Source organism: Streptomyces sp. NBC_01288 (assembly GCF_035982055.1).
Lineage (GTDB): Bacteria > Actinomycetota > Actinomycetes > Streptomycetales > Streptomycetaceae > Streptomyces.
The window spans coordinates 1,403,360-1,425,490 of sequence record NZ_CP108427.1 but is presented as its reverse complement, the minus strand read 5'-3'; the positions used below and the strand labels follow the sequence as shown (position 1 = coordinate 1,425,490).

21 protein-coding genes are annotated in these 22,131 nt (G+C 70.8%); 15 read left to right on the top strand and 6 right to left on the bottom strand.

What is annotated here, in order from left to right:
• Positions 1-127 precede the first annotated feature (127 nt).
• Positions 128-2,521, bottom strand: coding sequence for a Tex family protein (locus OG194_RS06345; protein ID WP_327399854.1), 2,394 nt, complete (start codon positions 2,519-2,521; stop codon positions 128-130).
• A gap of 93 nt (positions 2,522-2,614) precedes the next feature.
• Positions 2,615-3,484 carry an SCO6745 family protein gene (locus OG194_RS06340; RefSeq protein ID WP_327399853.1) on the bottom strand — a complete coding sequence of 290 codons (870 nt, stop codon included), beginning with the start codon at positions 3,482-3,484 and terminating at the stop codon, positions 2,615-2,617.
• Between the two features lie 113 nt (positions 3,485-3,597).
• Here OG194_RS06340 and OG194_RS06335 point away from each other — a divergent pair, with 113 nt between their 5' ends.
• Positions 3,598-4,548, top strand: a complete 951-nt coding sequence (locus OG194_RS06335) for a GlxA family transcriptional regulator (protein WP_327399852.1) — start codon at positions 3,598-3,600, stop codon at positions 4,546-4,548.
• A gap of 153 nt (positions 4,549-4,701) precedes the next feature.
• Entirely contained in the window at positions 4,702-5,337 is a 636-nt protein-coding gene (locus tag OG194_RS06330) for a DJ-1/PfpI family protein (RefSeq protein ID WP_327399851.1), read from the top strand.
• On the opposite strand, the gene OG194_RS06325 is transcribed toward OG194_RS06330, so the two are convergent.
• A complete protein-coding gene (locus tag OG194_RS06325; RefSeq protein WP_327399850.1) occupies positions 5,324-6,085 on the bottom strand; it encodes an enoyl-CoA hydratase/isomerase family protein in 762 nt (253 codons plus the stop codon). The two genes, OG194_RS06330 and OG194_RS06325, sit on opposite strands and share 14 nt — an antisense overlap.
• 204 nt (positions 6,086-6,289) lie before the next feature.
• On the opposite strand from OG194_RS06325, the gene OG194_RS06320 reads away from it, so the two are divergent.
• Complete coding sequence (locus OG194_RS06320) at positions 6,290-6,811, top strand: ATP-binding protein (RefSeq protein WP_327406994.1); 522 nt, start codon at positions 6,290-6,292, stop codon at positions 6,809-6,811.
• Between the two features lie 9 nt (positions 6,812-6,820).
• Here the strand turns inward: OG194_RS06320 and idi are convergent, their stop codons facing one another.
• The 3 genes from idi to galE form a co-directional block, all read right to left on the bottom strand.
• Positions 6,821-7,414, bottom strand: a complete 594-nt coding sequence (gene idi / locus OG194_RS06315) for an isopentenyl-diphosphate Delta-isomerase (protein WP_327399849.1) — start codon at positions 7,412-7,414, stop codon at positions 6,821-6,823.
• A 221-nt stretch (positions 7,415-7,635) separates the two neighbouring features.
• Positions 7,636-8,574 carry a cation diffusion facilitator family transporter gene (locus OG194_RS06310; protein WP_327399848.1) on the bottom strand — a complete coding sequence of 313 codons (939 nt, stop codon included), beginning with the start codon at positions 8,572-8,574 and terminating at the stop codon, positions 7,636-7,638.
• Positions 8,575-8,709: 135 nt separating this feature from the next.
• The gene (galE, locus tag OG194_RS06305) at positions 8,710-9,681 is read right to left on the bottom strand and encodes a UDP-glucose 4-epimerase GalE (RefSeq protein WP_327399847.1); all 972 of its coding nucleotides are present in this window, start codon (positions 9,679-9,681) and stop codon (positions 8,710-8,712) included.
• Between the two features lie 276 nt (positions 9,682-9,957).
• Here galE and OG194_RS06300 point away from each other — a divergent pair, with 276 nt between their 5' ends.
• The 12 genes from OG194_RS06300 to OG194_RS06250 all read left to right on the top strand — a co-directional run bounded on the left by OG194_RS06300 (position 9,958) and on the right by OG194_RS06250 (position 22,070).
• Positions 9,958-11,742, top strand: coding sequence for a DUF5941 domain-containing protein (locus OG194_RS06300; protein ID WP_327399846.1), 1,785 nt, complete (start codon positions 9,958-9,960; stop codon positions 11,740-11,742).
• Positions 11,739-12,491, top strand: coding sequence for a phosphocholine cytidylyltransferase family protein (locus OG194_RS06295; RefSeq protein WP_327399845.1), 753 nt, complete (start codon positions 11,739-11,741; stop codon positions 12,489-12,491). The genes OG194_RS06300 and OG194_RS06295 overlap by 4 nt, the downstream gene beginning before the upstream one ends.
• On the top strand, positions 12,479-13,540 hold the full coding sequence (locus OG194_RS06290; RefSeq protein ID WP_327399844.1) for an iron-containing alcohol dehydrogenase family protein: 1,062 nt from the start codon (positions 12,479-12,481) through the stop codon (positions 13,538-13,540). Before OG194_RS06295 ends, OG194_RS06290 begins: the two co-directional genes overlap by 13 nt.
• Positions 13,518-14,297, top strand: a complete 780-nt coding sequence (locus OG194_RS06285; protein WP_317773644.1) for a CDP-alcohol phosphatidyltransferase family protein — start codon at positions 13,518-13,520, stop codon at positions 14,295-14,297. Before OG194_RS06290 ends, OG194_RS06285 begins: the two co-directional genes overlap by 23 nt.
• 5 nt (positions 14,298-14,302) lie before the next feature.
• A complete protein-coding gene (locus tag OG194_RS06280) occupies positions 14,303-15,175 on the top strand; it encodes a glycosyltransferase family 2 protein (protein WP_327406993.1) in 873 nt (290 codons plus the stop codon).
• A gap of 152 nt (positions 15,176-15,327) precedes the next feature.
• Positions 15,328-16,257: an ABC transporter permease gene (locus OG194_RS06275; RefSeq protein ID WP_327399843.1), complete on the top strand. Its 930-nt coding sequence runs from the start codon at positions 15,328-15,330 to the stop codon at positions 16,255-16,257.
• A complete protein-coding gene (locus tag OG194_RS06270) occupies positions 16,250-17,041 on the top strand; it encodes an ABC transporter ATP-binding protein (protein ID WP_327399842.1) in 792 nt (263 codons plus the stop codon). Before OG194_RS06275 ends, OG194_RS06270 begins: the two co-directional genes overlap by 8 nt.
• A gap of 398 nt (positions 17,042-17,439) precedes the next feature.
• Positions 17,440-18,342 carry a squalene synthase HpnC gene (hpnC, locus tag OG194_RS06265; RefSeq protein WP_327399841.1) on the top strand — a complete coding sequence of 301 codons (903 nt, stop codon included), beginning with the start codon at positions 17,440-17,442 and terminating at the stop codon, positions 18,340-18,342.
• Positions 18,339-19,289, top strand: coding sequence for a presqualene diphosphate synthase HpnD (hpnD, locus tag OG194_RS06260; RefSeq protein ID WP_327399840.1), 951 nt, complete (start codon positions 18,339-18,341; stop codon positions 19,287-19,289). The genes hpnC and hpnD overlap by 4 nt, the downstream gene beginning before the upstream one ends.
• A complete protein-coding gene (locus OG194_RS47610) occupies positions 19,289-19,429 on the top strand; it encodes a DUF6380 family protein (RefSeq protein WP_442811500.1) in 141 nt (46 codons plus the stop codon). Before hpnD ends, OG194_RS47610 begins: the two co-directional genes overlap by 1 nt.
• Positions 19,426-20,940, top strand: coding sequence for a hydroxysqualene dehydroxylase HpnE (gene hpnE / locus OG194_RS06255; protein ID WP_327399839.1), 1,515 nt, complete (start codon positions 19,426-19,428; stop codon positions 20,938-20,940). Before OG194_RS47610 ends, hpnE begins: the two co-directional genes overlap by 4 nt.
• Before the next feature lie 62 nt (positions 20,941-21,002).
• Positions 21,003-22,070, top strand: a complete 1,068-nt coding sequence (locus OG194_RS06250; RefSeq protein ID WP_327399838.1) for a polyprenyl synthetase family protein — start codon at positions 21,003-21,005, stop codon at positions 22,068-22,070.
• The last annotated feature ends 61 nt before the right edge of the window (positions 22,071-22,131 follow it).

The window sequence follows — 22,131 nt, the reverse complement described above, 5'->3', positions numbered from 1 at the left end:
CCCCCAGTCTGTCGCAGGGCGCTACGCGCCCTGTAGGGGCGCGGGGCCGTGTCTATTAGCGGCTCCGCCGCGGGGCGCGACCAGCCCCGCCGGCCCGCAGCTCCCCACAACCTGACCGGCGAAGCCGTCAGCGCTTGCCCTTCTTGCCGGGGTCCAGCAACCCCGCCTTCCGCAGGGCATCGGCCATCGCACTGTTGCCCGGCGGCGGAGCCGCCTGCCGCGATCCACCGCCCTGGCCACCCTGCCGTTGCTGCTGGCGCTGCTGCGGCGGACGCCCGCCACTCCGCTGCCCGCGCTGGGCACCCCCACCCTGCTGTCCCCGCTCCCCGCCGGAGGCCACCGCCTCGTCGTCCAGCCGCAGCGTCAGGGAGATTCGCTTCCGGGGGATGTCCACGTCGAGGACCTTCACCTTGACGATGTCACCCGGCTTCACCACATCCCGCGGGTCCTTGACGAACGTCTTCGACAGGGCGGACACGTGGGCGAGACCGTCCTGGTGGACGCCGACGTCGATGAACGCCCCGAACGCGGCGACGTTCGTGACGACGCCCTCCAGAACCATCCCAGAGGCGAGGTCGGAGATCTTCTCGACGCCGTCCTTGAACGTGGCCGTCTTGAACGCGGGCCGCGGGTCACGCCCCGGCTTCTCCAGCTCCTTGAGGATGTCGGTCACGGTGGGCAGACCGAACGTCTCGTCCACGAACTCGGTCGGCTTCAGCGAGCGCAGCACCGACGTGTTGCCGATCAGCGACGAGACCTCGCTGCCCGCCGTCTTCACCATCCGCCGCACCACCGGATACGCCTCGGGGTGCACGCTGGAGGAGTCGAGCGGGTCGTCGCCACCCCGGATGCGGAGGAAGCCCGCGCACTGCTCGTAAGCCTTCGGGCCGAGCCGCGCCACGTTCTTCAGCTGGGTACGCGACTTGAAGGGACCGTTGGCGTCACGGTGGGAGACGATGTTCTCGGCGAGGCCGGAGGTGATGCCGGAGACGCGTGAAAGCAGCGGCGCGGAGGCCGTGTTGACGTCCACGCCGACGCCGTTCACACAGTCCTCGACCACCGCGTCCAGCGAACGCGACAGTTTCACCTCGGACAGGTCGTGCTGGTACTGGCCGACACCGATCGACTTCGGGTCGATCTTCACCAACTCGGCGAGCGGGTCCTGGAGTCGGCGCGCGATGGAGACGGCGCCGCGCAACGACACGTCCATGTCGGGCAGTTCCGCCGAGGCGAACGCGGACGCCGAGTACACGGACGCGCCGGCCTCGGACACCATCACCTTGGTGAGGTTCAACTCCGGGTGCTTGGTGATGAGTTCACCGGCGAGCTTGTCGGTCTCGCGGGACGCCGTGCCGTTGCCGATCGCGATCAGGTCGACCGAGTGCTGCGCGGAGAGCCGGGCCAGCTTGGCGAGGGCGTCGTCCCACTTGTTGGCCGGGACGTGCGGGTAGATCACGTCCGTGGCGACGACCTTGCCGGTGGCGTCGACGACGGCGACCTTCACGCCCGTACGGAAACCGGGGTCCAGGCCCAGCGTCGCGCGCGTGCCGGCCGGGGCGGCGAGCAGCAGGTCCCGCAGGTTCGAGGCGAAGACGTTGACCGCCTCGTCCTCGGCCGCCGTACGCAGCCGCAGCCGCAGGTCGATGCCGAGGTGCACGAGGATGCGGGTGCGCCAGGCCCAACGGACCGTGTCCTGAAGCCACTTGTCGCCGGGACGGCCCCGGTCCAGGATCTGGAAGCGGTGGGCGACCATCCCCTCGTAGGACGAAGGTCCCTCGGTGTCCTCCTCGGGCTCCAGGACGAGATCGAGGACGTCCTCCTTCTCGCCGCGCAGCATCGCGAGGATGCGGTGCGAGGGCAGTGCGGTGAACGGCTCCGAGAAGTCGAAGTAGTCGGCGAACTTGGCGCCCGCCTCCTCCTTGCCGTCCCGCACCTTCGCGGCGAGACGCCCACGCCCCCACATCCGCTCGCGCAGCCCGCCGATCAGGTCGGCGTCCTCCGAGAACCGCTCGGTGAGGATCGCTCGCGCGCCGTCGAGGGCGGCCTGCGGATCGGCGACACCCTTGTCGGCGTCGACGAACGCGGCGGCCGCGGCCAGCGGTTCCACGCTCGGATCGCCCAACAGGCCCTCCGCGAGCGGCTCCAGGCCGGCCTCGCGCGCGATCTGGGCTTTCGTCCGCCGCTTGGGCTTGTAGGGGAGATAGATGTCCTCGAGGCGCGCTTTTGTCTCCGCCGCCCGGATCTGTGCCGCCAACTCCTCGGTGAGCTTGCCCTGTTCGCGCACCGATTCGAGGATCGAGGTCCGCCGCTCCTCCAGCTCCCGCAGATACCGCAGCCGCTCTTCGAGCGTGCGCAGCTGCGCGTCGTCGAGCATCTCGGTCGCTTCCTTGCGGTAGCGGGCGATGAAGGGCACCGTCGAACCGCCGTCGAGCAGCTCGACGGCAGCCTTCACCTGCCGCTCCCGTACGCCGAGCTCCTCGGCGATCCTGCCTTCGATGGACCCTACGAGGGGTGTCGTCACGCCCGTACCGCCTTCTCCACTGAGGTTGCGCGGCAATTGTGGCAGGTGACACCGACAGTCGGGGATCAGGGCGCTGTCCTGCGGGTCCGGTGGCTAGCTCTTGCCGAGCAGATCCCGCGGAAACGCCCCGGCGGAGAGCGCGAGCCGCGCGAACCCGGTCGCCAGTTCGGTCAGACGTACGACCCCTTCGGCGCCCAGATGCTCGTACGGCGCCCGGTCCAGCCGGTCGGTCTCCGCCTCGATCCCGGCGCGCAGCGCGACCCCCGCCTCCGTCAACTCGCCGTTCCCGTCGAGCAACCCGCGCTCCCGGAGCCGTCCCGAAGCGGCGTCCCACTCCTCCTGGTTCCACCCGCGCGTGCCGAACACCCACTTCGGGGTCATGCCCTTGCCGGTCGCGGTGTGGGTGACCACGGCCTCCAGGCCGTCGAGTCCGGCGGACATCAGGGCGGCCAGGTGACCGTCGCCGCGGTGTTCGCGCAGCAGCGTGGCCGCGTGGAAGCAGGCGAGGTGCGGCTCCTCGGGGACCGGCAGATCGGCGTGGGCGGCGTACAGGGGCCGGGCGGGGCGCGCACACGCCTCGGCGGCCCGCAGCGCCAGCCGCGCGGCTTCCGCCATCTCCTCCGAGGCCACCGCGTCCTCGCCGAGCAGGCGCCGCAGGGTCGCGTCGACGGCACGCGCGCGTGCGTGGAGGCACTGCTCCGGGGAGGCGGTCTCCCACACGGCGGGCACGTGCCGGGCCACGAGGTCGTACTTGTAGTTGTAGAAGGTCGCCGTCACCGTGCCGGGACCGACGGCCCCCATCGCCGCCGCCCGTACGGCGAAGTTGACGGCCCCGGGGTGCGTGACTCCGAGTGCGCCGAACTCCTTCCCCAGGTCGGGCGAGAAGTAGAGCGTGGAGTGCAGGGAGTTGAGCGCGTTGTAGCAGCGGCGCCCGGCACGGGGATCGACGGCGGCAGTAGTCATGACGGCCACGTTACCGACTGGTCGGTACGGGCTCCAGGGGTGGGCACCGGATGGCAGGAAAGGAGGGGTACCCGTCATTGCGGCCATCGCGGGGAGCGCGAAGAATCGAGAGCATGCGAACCGTCCTGGTGGTCCTCTTCGACGACGTGCAGAGCCTCGATGTCACCGGCCCCGTGGAGGTCTTCGCGGGCGCCGAAATGCAAGCCCCCGGGACCTATCGCATCCGTACGGCCTCCCTGGACGGCGGCCCGGTGCGCACCTCCAGCGGCCTGACCGTCGTACCGGACTCGTCCCTCGCCGACGCGCCCGCCCCCCACACGCTCCTCGTCCCCGGCGGCCCGGGCACCCGCGGCCCGGACCCGCGCGTGACCGCCTGGCTGCGCGCACACGGGCCGCGCGCCGAACGCCTGGTCTCCGTGTGCACCGGGGCGATCCTGCTCGCGGAGGCGGGCCTCCTGGACGGTCGCCGGGCCACCACGCACTGGTCGTACTGCGCGAAACTCGCCCGCGACCATCCCGCCGTCGAGGTCGACCCCGACCCGATCTACGTCCGCGACGGCCCCGTCTCCACCTCGGCCGGTGTCACCTCGGGCATCGATCTCGCCCTCGCCCTGGTCGAGGAGGACCTGGGCCGGGACACGGCGCTGACCATCGCCCGCCACCTGGTCGTGTTCCTGCGCCGGCCGGGGAACCAGGCCCAGTTCAGCGCCCAGCTCGCCGCCCAGACGGCCCGGCGGGAGCCCCTTCGCGAGGTCCAGCAGTGGATCACCGAGCACCCCGACGACGATCTGAGCGTCGAGTCCCTCGCCGCCCGCGCCCGCCTCTCGCCCCGCCACTTCGCCCGCGCGTTCCAGTCCGAGACCGGCATGCCCCCCGGCCGCTACGTCGACCGGGTCCGCCTCGAACACGCCCGCCGCCTCCTGGAGGACACCGCCGACGGCGTCGAGCAGATCTCCCGCTCCAGCGGCTACGGCACCCCCGAGTCCATGCGCCGAGCCTTCCTCAAGACCCTCGCCACGTCCCCGGCGGAATACCGCCGCCGCTTCCGTCCGGCCGCTCGCTGAACGCCGGATGAGGACAGCGCCCCATCAGGGGCGCGGGGCTGGGTCTATTTGCGGCTCCGCCGCGGCGCGCGACCAGCCCCCACCGCCCCGCAGCGATCGAACCACCGAACCACCTGAACCGCATCCGGCATCCACCGAACACGAAAGGCCCCGATGCAGATCGCCATCGTCCTCTTCGACCGCTTCACCGCCCTGGACGCCGTGGGCCCCTACGAGACCCTCGGCCGCCTCCCGGACTCGGAGACCGTCTTCGTCGCCGAGCGGACCGGCCCCGTCCGCAACGAAACCGGAAACCTGGCGCTCGTCGCCGACCGCACCCTCGCCGACGTACCGACCCCCGACATCGTGGTCGTCCCGGGCGGCCCCGGCCAGACCCCGCAGATGGAGAACGAGACCCTCCTGGACTGGCTGCGCACCGCCGACGCCACCACCACCTGGACGACCTCGGTGTGCACCGGGTCGCTGCTGCTGGCCGCGGCCGGACTCCTCGACGGCCGGCGCGCGACCTCCCACTGGCTCGCCCTGGACCACCTGAGGCAGTTCGGCGCGGAACCCACGGGGGAGCGGGTGGTGACCGACGGCAAGTACGTCACCGCGGCCGGCGTCTCCTCCGGCATCGACATGGGGCTCACCCTGCTCGGCCGGATCGCGGGCGACGAACACGCCCAGGCCGTACAGCTGTTGACCGAGTACGACCCGCAACCGCCCTACGACGCGGGGTCCCCGGAGAAGGCGCCCGCGCACCTCGTCGAGAGGTTCCGCGCGAGCAGCCGCTTCATCCTGAAGTAGTCCCTGGAGCAGTCCAGGTGAAGCGCGGCGCCCGGCGCTCCAGGAACGCGGCGACGCCCTCCGCGGTGTCGCCGCTGCCGCGCACCTGCTCCGCCCAGTAACCGTCCCTGTCCGTACGGCCGTTGGCGAACTCCTTCGCCGACGCCTGCGTCAACTGCGAGCGGGAGGCCAGCACCCGGGTGAACTCCGCGACCCGCTTGGCGAGTTCGCCCTCGGGCAGCAGCTCGTCGACGAACCCGGTGCGCAGCGCCCGTTCCGCGTCGATCAACTCGCCGGAGAACAACAGGTACTTGGCGGCCCCGGGACCCACCAGTGACACCAACCGCCGTGTCGCGGACGCCGGATACACGATCCCGAGCTTCGCCGGAGTCACCCCGAACAGCGCGCCCTCCTCCGCGAACCGCAGATCACAGGCCGCCGCCAACTGTGCCCCGCCGCCCACGCAATGACCCCGGATCGCCGCCAACGTCGGCTTCGGGAACGCCGCGAGTGCCTCCTCCGCGAGCACCGCCAGCCCCTGTGCCTCACCCGCGGACTCCCGCAGCGTCGAGATGTCGGCCCCGGCACAGAACGTCCCGCCCTCACCGGTCAGCACGAGCGCCCGTACACCCTGATCGGCGGCCAGGGTGTCGAGCAGCGGCGGCAGCGAGCGCCACATCTCGGCGGTCATCGCGTTGCGCTTGCCGGGGTGGTGGACGACGACCGTGGCGACCGAGTCGGTGACGTCGTGCAGCAGACGGGGCTCCATGCGCCGGATGCTACGTACAACCCGAAGAGTTCGCGAAGTCGGCACGAGACGGACAGGGGCGATCCCACAGTCGACCGGGCCGTGCGGCAACGATCGGAAAGCGTCCGATAACTGCTGACTTCTGTTCAGTCATCCGGGGTGGCGCGGGTCCACGCCAACACTCGTCGGGTGGTGACAATCGAGCGCAAGGGTGGCGACCGGACGATGGAGAACCACGGGAGTGGGTCGGACCCACGCCCAGAAGGCGGCAGAGACGATCCCCCGGATCCCGTCCCGGCCCCCGCCCAGCCGGACCCGCTGCCGTACGAGGGAGTCTGGCGGTTCACCGCCTCCGCCGTCGACGCCTCCGTCCCGCAGGCGCGGCACGCCGTACGGGACCTGCTCTTCCGGCAGGGTGTGCCCCTCTCGGACGAGGTGTTGCAGGGGGTGTTGCTGATCGTCTCCGAGCTGGTCACCAACGTGGTCCGGCACGCGGTGCTGCTGTCGCCGACCCTTGCCGTGGAGGTGGCCGTCGGCGCCGAGTGGGTGCGGGTGTCCGTCGAGGACAACCACCCCTACCGCCCGACCGCCCTGGTGGCCGACCACGACGAGACCGGCGGCCGGGGACTGCTGTTGGTGCGCGAGGTGACCCGGGAGGCGGGCGGCGTCTGCGACGTCGAGCACACGGCGAGCGGCGGCAAGGTGATCTGGGCCGCCCTGCCGCTCAAGCCCGCGCAGATGTCGTAGGCGAGGAGCTCACCAGCCCGCGGACGCGCCCGTCAGCTCCCTGACCGCCGGACGGGCCGCGTCCAGCACCGTCATGAACCAGGACGAGAAGGGGTCCTTCGCGTGCCGTTCGTCCAGCTCGGCGGGGGTCACGAACGCGGTCGTGCCCACCTCCTCCGGGTCCGGCCGCAGCGGGGACTGCACCATGCCGACGAACAGGTGGTTGTACTCCTGCTCCACCAGGCCCGAGTCCGGGTCCGGGTGGTTGTAGCGCACCGTGCCCGCCTCCGCGAGCAGCGACGGGGACACCCCCAGCTCCTCGAACGTCCGCCGGGCCGCCGCCGCGAAGGGCGCCTCGCCCGGGTAGGGGTGACCGCAGCAGGTGTTGGACCACACACCGGGGGAGTGGTACTTGCCGAGCGCCCGCTGCTGGAGCAGCAGCCGGCCCTGCTCGTCGAAGAGGAAGACGGAGAAGGCGCGGTGCAGCTGCCCCGGCGGCTGATGGGCGGTGAGCTTCTCGGCGGTGCCGATCGTCACGCCGCTCTCGTCGACCAGTTCGAGCAAGATCGCGTCAGCGGTGCCGTTCGACGAGTTGTGCGTCGCGGTGGCAGGTGTGGTCGGCATACCCATCCTTCACATCGGTCCTCAAGGCCAAGTCTGCCGTACGAATCCGGCACTCCCGGCAGTTCATCGTGCCCGGCGCGGCGACGGCGGAATCGTCGGGGGGTGGGGCGCGGGAGTGAGGACGCGGGCGCGCGGCGGCGGGCCGCACGCCGTCGAAAACGGTCGATCTCTGTCAGCGCGCCTGGCAGCGCGGAAGCCGCGGCGGGAACCTCATGGCCGCCTCAGTGGCACAACTTCGCCTCGTGCTCCGCGTGGCCGCGGGGCTCCAGCTGGAAGGTGCAGTGCTCCACGTCGAAGTGGTCGCCGAGGCAGCCCTGGAGTTCGTGGAGCATCTTCTCGTTGCCGATGGCGTTCAGCACGTCCGAGCGGACGACCACGTGCGCGGAGAGCACCGGCATGCCCGAGGTGATCGTCCAGGCGTGCAGATCGTGGACGTCCTCGACCCCGTCCAGGGCCAGGATGTGGGCGCGCACGTCCTGCATGTCGACGTCCTTGGGGGCCGACTCCAGCAGCACGTCCAGGGTCTCGCGCAGCAGCTTCAGGGTGCGCGGCACGATCATCAGGCCGATGGCGAGCGAGGCGATCGGGTCGGCGGCCTGCCAGCCGGTGGTCAGGATCACCACGGCCGAGATGATCACCGCCAGGGAGCCCAGCGCGTCCGCGGCGACCTCCAGGAACGCGCCCCGCACGTTCAGGCTGTCCTTCTGGCCGCGCACCAGCAGCGTGAGGGAGATCATGTTCGCGACCAGGCCGATCAGGCCGAACACGATGGTCAGCCCGCCCTCGGTGTCGGCCGGCGTGACGAACCGCTGGACCGCCTCGTACAGGACGTAGCCGCCGACGCCGAGCAGCAGCAGGCAGTTGGCGAGCGCGGCGAGGATCTCCGCGCGGGCGAAGCCGAAGGTGCGGTTGCCTACGGCCGGCCGGTTCGCGAAGTGGATCGCGAGCAGCGCCATGCCGAGGCCCAGCGCGTCCGTCGCCATGTGGGCCGCGTCCGCGATGAGCGCGAGGGAGTCCGCGAGCAGTCCGCCGACGACCTCGACCACCATGACGGTGATCGTGATCCCGAGCGCGATCCGCAGCCTGCCCTGGTACGCGGCCGCCGCCGTACCGGTGACGGGAGCGCCGTGAGAATGCCCGTGGTCGTGCCCTGCCCCCATGAAAAGCCGCCCTCCTGATTACTGCCCGGGACCTCAGTGAACTACGGGTGGGGGGTATCGGGCAACGCGGCACTGAACACCGTTGTCATGTGCCCTGACCTGCGCAAACAAATCGCAGGTCAGGGCAGCCTAAGTTCAGACGGTGTGGTGCAGCCGCCACCCTTGCCATGCCGAGTCGACCATCTCCCGCACCCCGAGCCGAGCCGTCCACCCCAGCTCCACGGCGGCCCGCTCGGCGGAGGCGACCGCGCGCGGCGCGTCCCCGGGACGCCGTCCTTCGACGACGGCCGGCCGCGGGTCCCCGGTGACCTCGCCGATCACGGTGACCAGCTCGCGCACCGAAACCCCTTGCCCGCGGCCGATGTTGACCGTCAGATCGCCGCTCGCACCGCCGTCGGACAGTCGCCGGGCCGCCGCGAGATGGGCCTCGGCGAGATCGGCGACGTGGATGTAGTCGCGGACGCAGGTGCCGTCCGGGGTCGGATAGTCGTCGCCGAAGATCCGCGGGGCCTCGTCACGGGTGAGCCGGTCGAAGACCATGGGGACGATGTTGAAGACCCCGGTGTCGGCCAGCTCCGGCGCCGCCGCGCCCGCCACGTTGAAGTAGCGCAGGCACACCGTGTCGATACCGTGCGCCGCGCCCGCCGCCCGGACCAGCCACTCGCCGGTGAGCTTGGTCTCGCCGTACGGGTTCACCGGCGCGCACGGGGTGTCCTCGGTGATCAGGTCGACGCCCGGGTCGCCGTAGACCGCCGCCGAGGACGAGAACACGAACCGCTCGATGCCCGCGCCGGCGACCGCGTCCAGGAGGGTCGCCAGGCCGCCGACGTTCTCCCGGTAGTAGTACGTCGGCCGCGCCACGGACTCGGCGACCTGCTTGCGCGCCGCGAGATGCACGACCCCGGTCACCTCGTGCTCGGCGAACACCCGCTTCAGGAGGTCGCCGTCCAGGGAGGAGCCGTGGACGAGCGGGACGGTCGTGGGAAGGCGTGCGGGGTTTGCCGCGGAGAGGTCGTCCAAGGCGACGACGCGCTCCCCGGCGTCCGTCATCGCCCGTGCCACATGGGCCCCGATGTATCCGGCTCCGCCGGTGATCAGCCAGGTCATGGGCATTCACCCTATGTCGATACGGTGAGGGCCTCCGCAATGTCCCGCGATGCCCGGTCTGACGGGTGCGGTTTGTCGGGCGGGCCCCGAATCCCCGATGATGATCTCGGCGGAGGCGCCGGCAGACCGTGTTGATCAGGCCATGAACGGCCGGTGAACACGGGCTTGAGAGCATCCGATAGCCTCTGCCGACATGCCGCCCGGGTGCCACCCGAAGGGCGCCACCACCATGCACATGACCGGCGCCCGAGCGTCGGACCCAGGGAGTGAGTTCGGTTGCCGACCGCCATCCTCACCGGTCAGCCGGTCCCCGGATCGTCGATCGAGGGCGATCTGCGGTCGCTCGGCTTCGACGTCCGGACCGCCGCCGACACCACCGAGGCGGAGACGCTCCTCGCCGCGGTCCCCGGTGACCAGCGGGTCGCCGTCGTGGACGCCCGCTTCGTCGGCCACCCGCACGCGCTGCGCCTCGGCCTCACCGACCCCCGCTTCCCGCTCGCCGCGGTACCGGGCGCCGTCACCGCGCAGCCGGCCGGCCGCCAGGCGCTGACCCGCGCGGTGGCCCGCGAGCACTCGGCCGGCGGCGGCACGACCCTCCTCGACAACCTCGCCGACCGCGTCGTCACCGCGCTCGGCGCCGACGGCTGCGCCGTGCACCGCCCCGAGCTGGGCAGCCTCGTCGCCACCGTCCCCACCGACCCGCAGACCCGCAACGAGGCACGTCAGGCCGTGGCCGCCGTCGACGACGAGGCCGTACGCCTGAAGTCGGCCGTGAAGTCCCGCGACGGCTTCTTCACCACGCACTTCATCAGCCCGTACTCCCGCTACATCGCGCGCTGGTGCGCCCGCCGCGGCCTCACCCCGAACCAGGTCACCACCGCGTCCCTGCTCACCGCGCTCATCGCGGCGGGCAGCGCGGCCACCGGCACCCGCGGCGGCTACGTCGTGGCCGGCGTCCTGCTCCTCTGCTCCTTCGTCCTCGACTGCGTCGACGGACAGATCGCCCGCTACGCCCTCCAGTACTCGACGCTCGGCGCCTGGCTCGACGCCACCTTCGACCGCGCCAAGGAGTACGCCTACTACGCCGGCCTCGCACTGGGCGCGGCCCGGAGCGGCGACGACGTGTGGGCACTCGCGCTCGGCGCGATGATCCTTCAGACCTGCCGGCACGTCGTGGACTTCTCCTTCACCGAGGCCAACCACGACGCCACCGCCAACACCAGCCCCACCGCCGCCCTCTCCGACAAGCTCGACAGCGTCGGCTGGACGGTCTGGGTGCGCCGGATGATAGTGCTGCCCATCGGCGAACGATGGGCGATGATCGCCGTCCTCACGGCCGCGACGACTCCCCGCATCACCTTCTACGCCCTCCTCGTCGGCTGTGCCTTCGCGGCGACGTACACCACGGCGGGCCGGGTGCTGCGCTCGCTGACCCGCAGGGCGACGCGGACGGACCGGGCGGCCGGGGCACTGGCGGACCTCGCGGACAACGGGCCGATCGCTACGTTCGTGGCCCGGGTGAACCCCGCCCGCCTCGGCGCACCGTTCCTGATCGCGCTCGCCGGTACGGCCGTCCTCGCCGTGTCCCTCTTCTCCGGCGTCACCTGGGCCCCCGTGGCGGGCGCCTTCGTCTACGCGGTCGCCGCCGGCCAGGCCCTGTCCCGCCCCCTCAAGGGCGCCCTCGACTGGCTGATCCCCCCGCTCTTCCGGGCGGCGGAATACTGCACCGTCCTCGTCCTCGCGGCTAAAGCAGAGGTAAACGGAGCGCTTCCGGCGGCTTTCGGACTGGTGGCCGCCGTCGCCTACCATCACTACGACACGGTGTACCGCATCCGCGGCAACGCCGGGGCGTCCCCGGCCTGGCTGGTGCGCGCCATAGGGGGGCACGAGGGGCGGACGCTGCTCGTCACCGTTCTCGCCGCCGCGCTCACCGCGTCGCAGTTCACGGTCGCGCTCACGGTCCTCGCCGTGGCCGTGGCCCTGCTGGTGCTCGTCGAGAGCATCCGCTTCTGGGTGTCCGCAGGGGCACCCGCCGTACACGATGAAGGAGAACCCGCATGATCGGCCTCGTGCTGGCGGCCGGCGCCGGACGGCGTCTGCGCCCCTACACCGACAGCCTTCCCAAGGCTCTGGTGCCGGTGGGGCCCGCGGGCATAGAGGGCGAACCCACGGTCCTGGACCTGACCCTCGGCAACTTCGCCGAGATCGGTCTGACCGAGGTCGCGATCATCGTCGGCTACCGCAAGGAAGCCGTGTACGAGCGCAAGGCGGCCCTTGAGGCGAAGTACGGCCTCAAGCTCACCCTCATCGACAACGACAAGGCCGAGGAGTGGAACAACGCCTACTCCCTGTGGTGCGGACGCGACGCCCTCAAGGACGGCGTGATCCTCGCCAACGGCGACACCGTCCACCCGGTCTCCGTCGAGCACACGCTGCTCGCGGCCCGCGGCGAGGGCAAGAAGATCATCCTCGCCCTCGACACCGTCAAGTCCCTCGCGGACGAGGAGATGAAGGTCGTCGTCGACCCCGCCAAGGGCATGACGAAGATCACCAAGCTGATGGACCCCGCCGAGGCCACCGGTGAGTACATCGGCGTCACCCTCATCGAGGGCGACGCCATGTCCGAGCTGGCCGACGCGCTCAAGACAGTGTGGGAGACCGACCCGCAGCAGTTCTACGAGCACGGCTACCAGGAGCTCGTGAACCGCGGCTTCCGGATCGACGTGGCCCCGATCGGCGACATCAAGTGGGTCGAGATCGACAACCACGAGGATCTGGCCAAGGGGCGTGAGATCGCGTGCCTGTACTGACCCGGCTGATCCCCTCGCCGGTCGTCGTCGACATCCGCCCGGGTGCCCTCGACGACCTGGCCGGTGTCCTCGCCGACGAACGCATCTCGCACTCGGGCAAGCTCGCGATCGCCGTCAGCGGCGGCTCCGGTGCCCGGCTGCGCGCGCGCCTCGAACCGAGCCTGCCCGGCGCCACCTGGTACGAGGTCGGCGGCGGCACCCTCGACGACGCGATCCAGCTGGCCGGCGACATGAAGGCCGGTCACTACGACGCGGTCGTGGGTCTCGGCGGCGGCAAGATCATCGACTGCGCCAAGTTCGCCGCGGCGCGCATCGGCCTGCCCCTGGTCGCCGTACCGACGAACCTCGCGCACGACGGCCTGTGCTCGCCGGTCGCGACCCTCGACAACGACGCGGGCCGCGGCTCCTACGGCGTACCGAACCCGATCGCCGTCGTCATCGACCTCGACGTCATCCGCGAGGCACCGGTCCGCTTCGTGCGGGCCGGCATCGGGGACGCGATCTCCAACATCTCCGCGATCGCGGACTGGGAGCTGGCCAACCGCGTCAAGGGCGAGAAGATCGACGGTCTCGCCGCGGCCATGGCCCGGCAGGCGGGCGAAGCCGTGCTGCGGCACCCGGGCGGGGTCGGCGACAACGCCTTCCTCCAGGTGCTCGCCGAGGCGCTCGTCCTCAGCGGTATCGCCATGTCGGTGTCGGGTGACTCGCGCCCGTCCTCCGGCGCCTGCCACGAGATCAATCACGCCTTCGACCTGCTCTTCCCCAAACGCGCGGCCGCCCACGGCGAGCAGTGCGGACTGGGCGCGGCCTTCGCGATGTACCTGCGCGGAGCCCACGAGGAATCGGCCTACATGGCCGAGGTGCTGCGCCGGCACGGACTTCCGGTGCTGCCGGAGGAGATCGGCTTCACGGTGGACGAGTTCGTCCGCGCCGTGGAGTTCGCTCCGGAGACCCGTCCCGGCCGCTACACCATCCTCGAACACCTCGACCTGAAAACCGACCAGATCAAGGACAACTACGCCGACTATGTCAAGGCCATCGGTAGCTGAACTCCGTCCCGTCGTCCACCCCGCAGGGGTGAAGGACCGGCGCAGCGGTGAGCACTGGATGGGACGCCTCTACATGCGTGAGGTGTCCCTGCGGGTGGACCGCTACCTGGTGAACACCAGGGTCTCGCCCAACCAGCTCACGTACCTGATGACCGTCTTCGGGGTGCTCGCCGCCCCGGCGCTGCTGGTGCCGGGGATCACGGGCGCCGTGCTCGGCGTGGTGTGCGTCCAGATGTATCTGCTGCTGGACTGCGTCGACGGCGAGATCGCCCGCTGGCGCAAGCAGTATTCCCTTGCCGGGGTCTACCTCGACCGCGTCGGCGCCTATCTCACCGACGCAGCCGTGCTGGTCGGCTTCGGGCTGCGCGCCGCCGACCTGTTCGGCAGCGGCCGTATCGACTGGCTGTGGGCGTTCCTCGGGACGCTGGCCGCGCTCGGCGCGATCCTCATCAAGGCCGAGACCGACCTGGTCGGGGTGGCCCGCCACCAGACCGGCAAGGCACCGGTCCAGGAGTCCGCGGCCGAGATGCGGTCCTCCGGGATGGCGTTGGCGCGTAGGGCCGCCGCCGCCTTCAAGTTCCACCGGCTGATCCTCGGCATCGAGGCGACCCTGCTGATCCTGGTCCTGGCGATCGTGGACCAGATGCGCGGCGACCTGTTCTACTCGCGGCTCGGCGTCGCCGTACTGGCCGGCATCGCGCTGCTCCAGACCCTGCTGCACCTGGTGTCGATCCTCGCGTCGAGCAGGCTGAAGTGAGCGGCATGAAGGTCGGCGCGGTGATCATCACCATGGGCAACCGCCCCGACGAACTACGGGCGCTGCTCGACTCGGTCGCCAAGCAGGACGGCGACCGGGTCGAGGCGGTCGTCGTCGGCAACGGCTCGCCCGTCCCGGACGTTCCCGCGGGCGTCCGGAGCATAGAACTGCCCGAGAACCTCGGCATCCCCGGCGGCCGCAACATCGGCCTGGAGGCCTTCGGGCCCGCCGGTCGCGATGTCGACATAGTGATGTTCCTCGACGACGACGGGCTCCTCGCCCAGCACGACACCGCCGAGCTGTGCCGGCAGGCCTTCGCCGCCGACCCCGAACTCGGCATCATCAGCTTCCGCATCGCCGACCCGGAGACCGGTGTCACCCAGCGTCGGCACGTGCCCAGGCTGCGCGCCTCCGACCCGATGCGCTCCTCCCGGGTCACCACCTTCCTCGGCGGCGCCAACGCGGTGCGCACAAAGGTCTTCGCCGAGGTCGGCGGACTCCCGGACGAGTTCTTCTACGCCCACGAGGAGACCGACCTCGCCTGGCGGGCTCTGGACGCGGGCTGGATGATCGACTACCGGTCCGACATGGTCCTGTACCACCCGACGACCGCGCCCTCGCGGCACGCGGTCTACCACCGCATGGTCGCCCGCAACCGGGTCTGGCTGGCCCGCCGCAACCTCCCCGCGCCCCTCGTCCCCGTCTACCTCGGCGTGTGGCTGCTGCTCACCCTCCTGCGCCGCCCCTCGCGCCCGGCGCTCCAGGCCTGGTTCGGCGGGTTCAAGGAGGGCTGGACCACTCCGTGCGGACCGCGCAGGCCCATGCGGTGGCGTACGGTGTGGCGCCTGACCCGGCTGGGCCGTCCTCCGGTCATCTGACAGGCTCGGGGCGCGCGTGACCGCGCGCGGGACGCGCGGCCGACCCCTCGAAACGTATCCGGCGGCGGATACGTGTCAGTTCCTGTAGCACAATTCCGTAAGACGAACGCAAGACAGTCGTAAGACGAATCCGAAAATGAAGGCATCCACCCTTGAGTGAGACAACGCATGACGGCGGAGTCGCGGTGAGCCCGCGTCCGTCGCCCGACGAAGGCCTCACGGCGGCCCAACTGTCCGCCAAGTACGGGCTGACGGTGAGCGGTGCCCGCCCCGGACTCGCCGAGTACGTCCGCCAGCTCTGGGGACGCCGGCACTTCATCCTCGCCTTCTCCCAGGCGAAGCTGACGGCCCAGTACAGCCAGGCGAAGCTCGGCCAGCTCTGGCAGGTGGCCACGCCGCTGCTGAACGCGGCCGTGTACTTCTTCATCTTCGGCGTCATCCTGAAGGCCAGCCGGGGCATGTCCCGGGACGTGTACATCCCGTTCCTGGTCACGGGCGTCTTCGTGTTCACCTTCACGCAGAGCTCGATCATGGCGGGCGTCCGCGCGATCTCCGGCAACCTCGGCCTGGTGCGCGCGCTGCACTTCCCGCGCGCCTCGCTGCCGATCTCCTTCGCGCTCCAGCAGCTCCAGCAACTGCTGTTCTCGATGATCGTGCTGTTCATCATCGTCGTCGGCTTCGGCAGCTACCCGAGCCTGTCCTGGCTGCTGATCGTCCCGGTCCTGGTGCTCCAGTTCCTGTTCAACACCGGGCTCGCGCTGATCGTGGCGCGGATGGGCGCCAAGACCCCGGACCTCGCGCAGCTGATGCCGTTCATGCTGCGCACCTGGATGTACGCGTCGGGCGTCATGTTCTCCATCAGCACGATGATGGAGGGCCGCTCCGAGGTGTTCGTCCGCATCCTCCAGGTGAACCCGGCCGCCGTCTACATGGACCTGATGCGCTTCGCGCTCATCGACGGCTACGGCGCGTCGAACCTGCCGCCGCACGTGTGGGCCATCGCCGCCTTCTGGGCCGTGGTCCTGTTCGTCGGCGGCTTCGTGTACTTCTGGCAGGCGGAGGAGCGGTACGGCCGTGGCTGAGCAGAACATCGAGCGGACCCCCCAGGATCTGGTCCCCACCGTCATCGCGGACGAGCTGCACATCGTCTACCGCGTGCACGGCGCCAAGACCGGCAAGGGCAGCGCCACCTCCGCCCTCAGCCGCATAGTCAAGCGCGGCGAGGAGCGTGGGGTGCGCAAGGTGCACGCCGTCAAGGGCGTCTCCTTCGTCGCCTACCGCGGCGAGGCCGTCGGCCTGATCGGCTCGAACGGCTCCGGCAAGTCGACCCTGCTGCGGGCCATCGCCGGCCTGCTCCCCGCCGAGAAGGGCCGGGTCTACACCAACGGCCAGCCCTCGCTGCTCGGCGTGAACGCGGCCCTGATGAACGACCTCACCGGCGAGCGCAACGTCATCCTGGGCGGGCTCGCCATGGGCATGTCCCGCGAGCAGGTCAGGGAGCGCTACCAGGACATCGTCGACTTCTCCGGCATCAACGAGAAGGGCGACTTCATCACCCTCCCGATGCGCACCTACTCCTCCGGCATGGCGGCCCGGCTGCGGTTCTCCATCGCGGCGGCGAAGGACCACGACGTCCTGATGATCGACGAGGCGCTGGCCACCGGCGACCGCAAGTTCCAGGTCCGCTCCGAGGAGCGCATCCGCGAGCTGCGCAAGTCCGCGGGCACGGTGTTTCTCGTCAGTCACAACAACAAGTCGATCCGCGACACCTGTGACCGGGTGCTGTGGCTGGAACGCGGCGAACTCCGGATGGACGGCCCGACCGACGAGGTCATCAAGGAGTACGAGAAGTTCACGGGCAAGTAGTCCACACGCATAGGGGCGCAAAAGCCCAGAACGCTTCCCACGGCCCCGCCGGAACTGTTCCGGCGGGGCTCCGCGTCTGCAAAGGAAACGTCAACTCGGCCCCGCCCAAGGAATCTTGACGCCAATCGGTGTGTTGTTGTGATGTGCAGGACACCCCGAGGAACCTTGCTGCGTTGTACAACGTAAGCTGTACCGGTGCCGAATAGCGGCAAGTGGGGCGATAATGCGCGACACCCTTCTGCGGGTAAGCCTGCGTTTAACCGTGCGGACGACTGGGCGGCGTGTCCGAAATAGTGTGTATTGGGTCGGCAGTGTAGAACGGGAGATGTGACGGCAATGGCTACGGAAACTCCCCAGCTCACCGAAGCATGCGCCGTCCCCGCCCCTGGCAGTGAGCGATGACGGGAACCGACTCCGCCGGCACCGGTGATCCGGAGCGCGGCACACTCGACAAGGCCGCGGGTGAGAACTTCCCCGTGGCGCCCTTCTTCCTGCCCAGGGCCTGGCGCACCGATCTCATGGCGGTGTACGGATTCGCCCGCCTCGTCGACGACATCGGAGACGGCGATCTGGCCCCCGGCGGCGCCGACGCCCGCCTCCTAGGCGTGTCGCCCGAGGACACCGAGGACCGCCTGCTCCTCCTCGACGCCTTCGAGGCCGATCTGCACCGCGTCTTCGACGGCACCCCGGGCCACCCGCTGCTGCGCCGCCTCCAGCCGACCGTCCGCCGGTGCGCGCTGACCCCCGAGCCCTTCCTCGGGCTGATCGCCGCGAACCGCCAGGACCAGCTCGTCACGCGCTACGAGACCTACGACGATCTCCTCGCCTACTGCGAGCTGTCCGCCAACCCGGTCGGCCGCCTGGTCCTCGGCGTCACCGGCACCGAGACCCCCGAGCGGGTCCGGCTGTCCGACGCGATCTGTACCGCACTTCAGATCGTCGAACACCTGCAGGACGTGACCGAGGACCTCGGCCGCGACCGCATCTACCTGCCCGCCCAGGACATGAAGCGCTTTCACGTCCAGGAAGCGGATCTCGCCACGCCCTCCGCGGGCGCATCGGTGCGCGCACTGGTTGCATACGAAGCAGAACGCGCCCGCGATCTCCTGAATGAAGGCGCCCCCCTGGTGGGTAGCGTCCACGGCAGACTGAAGCTGCTGCTCGCGGGGTTCGTGGCGGGGGGAAGGGCGGCGATCCGAGCGATCGTCGCCGCTGAATACGACGTACTTCCCGGCCCGCCCAAACCCGGCAAGATCCAGTTGCTGCGTGAGGCGGGCGTGACTCTGCGAGGAGAGGGGTGATCCGCAGCGTGGAGTCTGCACCGCACATGTCCGCACCGGTACTCGCCGCCTACAGCTACTGCGAGGCCGTCACCGGACAGCAGGCACGTAACTTCGCGTACGGCATCAGACTGCTGCCGACGCCCAAGCGCCGCGCGATGTCGGCGCTGTACGCGTTCTCGCGGCGCGTCGACGACATCGGCGACGGCACACTGCCGACCGACGTGAAGTCGGCACGCCTCGAGGACACCCGGGCGCTGCTCACCCGGGTCCGCGAGGGCAAGGTCGAGGAGGACGACACCGACCCGGTCGCGGTCGCCCTCGCGCACACGGCCGAGGCCTTCCCGGTCCCGCTCGACGGCCTGGACGAGCTCATCGACGGCGTCCTGCTGGACGTCCGCGGCGAGACCTACGAGACCTGGGACGACCTGAAGGTCTACTGCCGGTGCGTCGCCGGTGCGATCGGGCGGCTCTCGCTCGGCGTGTTCGGCACCGAGCCGGGGGCGCGCGGCGTGGAACGCGCCTCGGAGTACGCCGACACGCTGGGGCTCGCGCTCCAGCTCACCAACATCCTCAGAGACGTCCGCGAGGACGCCGAGACCGGCCGTACCTATCTGCCCGCCGACGACCTCGCGAAATTCGGCTGCTCGGCCGGGTTCAACGGGCCGACGCCGCCGGAGGGTTCCGACTTCGCGGGTCTCGTGCACTTCGAGGTGCGCCGGGCCCGCACTCTTTTCGCCGAGGGCTACCGGCTGCTCCCGATGCTCGACCGCCGCAGCGGCGCCTGCGTCGCCGCCATGGCCGGCATCTACCGCCGTCTGCTGGACCGCATCGAGCGCGAGCCGGAGGCCGTCCTGCGCGGCCGCGTCTCCCTGCCCGGCCGCGAGAAGGCCTACGTCGCGGTGCGCGGCCTGTCCGGTCTGGACGCCCGGCACGTCACGCGGAGCACCCTCAGGAGGCGCACCTGATGGACGGAGTGGGCCAAGGCGATGGCACCGGAGAAATGCGGCAGGCAACCCTCCGGTGCGGCGTGGCGTCCCTGACTGCAACGGTCTGCCGTGGCTGGTTCGAGTGCCTCGGTGGGCGCGCAGGGGGGAGTGCACGATGAGCGACGGGACGCGGCCCGACGGGCTGCCCGCCGAGCCGGCGACGGGACCGGCCGGACGGCATGCCGTCGTGATCGGCGGCGGCCTCGCCGGCATCACCTCCGCGCTCGCGCTCGCCGACGCCGGTGTCCGCGTCACCCTGCTCGAAGGCCGCCCGCGCCTGGGCGGACTCGCCTTCTCCTTCCAGCGCGGCGACCTCACCGTGGACAACGGCCAGCACGTGTATCTGCGCTGCTGCACCGCCTACCGCTGGTTCCTCGACCGCATCGAGGGCGCGGCGCTGGCTCCGTTGCAGGATCGTCTCGACGTGCCCGTTCTCGACGTGAACCGCCCCGAGGGGCGCCGCCTCGGCAGACTGCGGCGCGACCCGCTGCCGGTGCCCCTGCATCTGGGGCGCAGCCTCGCGACGTACCCGCATCTCTCGTTCGCGGAGCGCGCCAGAGTAGGACGTGCCGCGCTCGCGCTCAAAGCGCTCGACCTCGCCGACCCCGCGCTGGACGCCCAGAACTTCGGCAGCTGGCTGACCGCGCACGGTCAGTCGGCGCGTGCCGTCGAGGCACTGTGGGACCTGGTCGGGGTCGCCACCCTCAACGCGGTCGCGGGCGACTCCTCGCTCGCTCTCGCCGCGATGGTGTTCAAGACCGGTCTGCTCTCCGACCCGGGCGCGGCCGACATCGGCTGGGCACACGTCCCGCTGGGCGAACTGCACGACCGGCTCGCCCGCAAGGCGCTCGACTCCGCGGGCGTGCGCACCGAAGTCCGTACACGCGTCACCTCCATCTCTACAGACGTGAACGGCCGTTGGAGCGTTCACTGTCCCGGCGAGACTCTTGAGGCCGACACCGTCGTGCTCGCGGTACCGCAGCGCGAGGCCCATGATCTGCTGCCCGACGGCGCCCTCGACGAGCCCGAGCGGCTGCTGTCGATGGACTACTCGCCGATCCTGAACGTTCATGTCGTCTACGACCGCAAGGTGCTCGCCCGCCCGTTCTTCGCGGCGCTGGGCACCCCGGTGCAGTGGGTGTTCGACCGGACCGAGGCGTCCGGGCTGAAGGACGGCCAGTATCTGGCGCTGTCCCAGTCCGCCGTGCACGACGAGATCGACGCGCCCGTGGCCGAGCTGCGGGAGCGCTACCTGCCCGAGCTGGAGCGGCTGCTGCCCGGTGCGCGCGGCGCCGAGGTGAAGGACTTCTTCGTGACCAGGGAGCGCACGGCGACGTTCGCCCCCGCCCCCGGCGTCGGACGGCTGCGGCCCGGCGCCCGCACCAAGGCCCCCGGCCTGTACCTGGCCGGAGCGTGGACCGCCACAGGGTGGCCCGCGACCATGGAGAGTGCGGTCCGCAGTGGCGTGAGCGCGGCGGACGCCGCACTCGCCGCCCTGGGCCGGCCCCGCCCCCGCCATCTCTTCGAGTTCGAGGAGGCGGCGTACTGCATCGTCCCGGGGGACAACCCCCGGACCCCCGGCGGACAGCCGGAGGGGACCGGCGCTTCACTGCGAGGTGGGAACCGGTGAAGGTCGATCAGCAGGCGGCAGGCGACCCCCGCACCTTCGGTAGCGCGACAAGAGGAGAGACTGTGCCCACTGTGCCCCCGGCCGAGACGGCTGCCGACGCGGTGGACGTGTCCGCGCTCCTGGAGCGCGGCCGGACCCTTGCCACACCGGTACTGCGGGCGGCCGTGGACCGCCTGGCTCCCCCCATGGACACCGTTTCCGCCTACCACTTCGGCTGGATCGACGCCGAGGGCAACCCGGCGGACGGCGACGGCGGCAAGGCCGTGCGCCCCGCGCTCGCCGTGCTCTCCGCCGAGGTCACCGGCGCCTCGCCCGAGACCGGCATCCCCGGCGCCGTCGCCGTCGAACTGGTCCACAACTTCTCGCTGCTGCACGACGACCTGATGGACGGCGACGAGCAGCGCCGGCACCGCGACACCGTGTGGAAGGTGCACGGCCCGTCCCAGGCCATCCTCGTCGGCGACGCCCTGTTCGCGCTGGCCAACGAGGTCCTGCTGGAGCTCGGCACCGTCGAGGCCGGCCGTGCCACCCGCCGCCTCACCACCGCGACCCGCGCCCTTATCGACGGCCAGGCGCAGGACATCTCCTACGAGCACCGCGACCGCGTCAGCGTCGAGGAGTGCCTGGAGATGGAGGGCAACAAGACCGGCGCCCTGCTCGCCTGCGCCTCCTCCATCGGGGCCGTGCTCGGCGGTGCGGACGACCGCACCGCCGACGTCCTGGAGAAGTACGGCCACCACCTCGGCCTGGCCTTCCAGGCCGTCGACGACCTCCTCGGCATCTGGGGCGACCCGGAGTCCACCGGGAAGCAGACCTGGAGCGATCTGCGCCAGCGCAAGAAGTCCCTGCCCGTGGTGGCGGCGCTCGCGGCGGGCGGACCCGCCTCCGAGCGGCTCGGCGAGATCCTCGCCGCCGACGCCAAGAGCAGCGACTTCGAGAACTTCTCCGAGGAGGAGTTCGCGGCCCGCGCCGCGCTCATCGAGGAGGCCGGCGGCCGCGAGTGGACCGCCGAAGAGGCACGTCGTCAGCACACCATCGCCATCGAGGCCCTCGACGCCATCGACATGCCCGACCGGGTTCGGGCGCAGTTCACGGCGCTCGCCGACTTCGTCGTCGTACGAAAGAGATGATCACTATCGGTCGAATAGCCCTCGCGTAGTCGCCGGCCGGTGCTGCGAACGAACGAGTACC

Bases quoted from the DNA above. Each gene is read 5' to 3' on its own strand.
- OG194_RS06335 (WP_327399852.1), top strand. From the start codon at position 3,598: ATGCGAACCGTCCTGGTGGTCCTCTTCGACGACGTGCAGAGCCTCGAT.
- OG194_RS06325 (WP_327399850.1), bottom strand. From the start codon at position 6,085: ATGGAGCCCCGTCTGCTGCACGACGTCACCGACTCGGTCGCCACGGTC.
- hpnC (WP_327399841.1), top strand. From the start codon at position 17,440: ATGACGGGAACCGACTCCGCCGGCACCGGTGATCCGGAGCGCGGCACA.
- OG194_RS47610 (WP_442811500.1), top strand. From the start codon at position 19,289: ATGGACGGAGTGGGCCAAGGCGATGGCACCGGAGAAATGCGGCAGGCA.
- OG194_RS06320 (WP_327406994.1), top strand. From the start codon at position 6,290: ATGGAGAACCACGGGAGTGGGTCGGACCCACGCCCAGAAGGCGGCAGA.
- idi (WP_327399849.1), bottom strand. From the start codon at position 7,414: ATGCCGACCACACCTGCCACCGCGACGCACAACTCGTCGAACGGCACC.
- OG194_RS06280 (WP_327406993.1), top strand. From the start codon at position 14,303: ATGAAGGTCGGCGCGGTGATCATCACCATGGGCAACCGCCCCGACGAA.
- galE (WP_327399847.1), bottom strand. From the start codon at position 9,681: ATGACCTGGCTGATCACCGGCGGAGCCGGATACATCGGGGCCCATGTG.
- OG194_RS06295 (WP_327399845.1), top strand. From the start codon at position 11,739: ATGATCGGCCTCGTGCTGGCGGCCGGCGCCGGACGGCGTCTGCGCCCC.
- OG194_RS06340 (WP_327399853.1), bottom strand. From the start codon at position 3,484: ATGACTACTGCCGCCGTCGATCCCCGTGCCGGGCGCCGCTGCTACAAC.
- OG194_RS06310 (WP_327399848.1), bottom strand. From the start codon at position 8,574: ATGGGGGCAGGGCACGACCACGGGCATTCTCACGGCGCTCCCGTCACC.
- hpnE (WP_327399839.1), top strand. From the start codon at position 19,426: ATGAGCGACGGGACGCGGCCCGACGGGCTGCCCGCCGAGCCGGCGACG.
- OG194_RS06285 (WP_317773644.1), top strand. From the start codon at position 13,518: ATGTCAAGGCCATCGGTAGCTGAACTCCGTCCCGTCGTCCACCCCGCA.
- OG194_RS06330 (WP_327399851.1), top strand. From the start codon at position 4,702: ATGCAGATCGCCATCGTCCTCTTCGACCGCTTCACCGCCCTGGACGCC.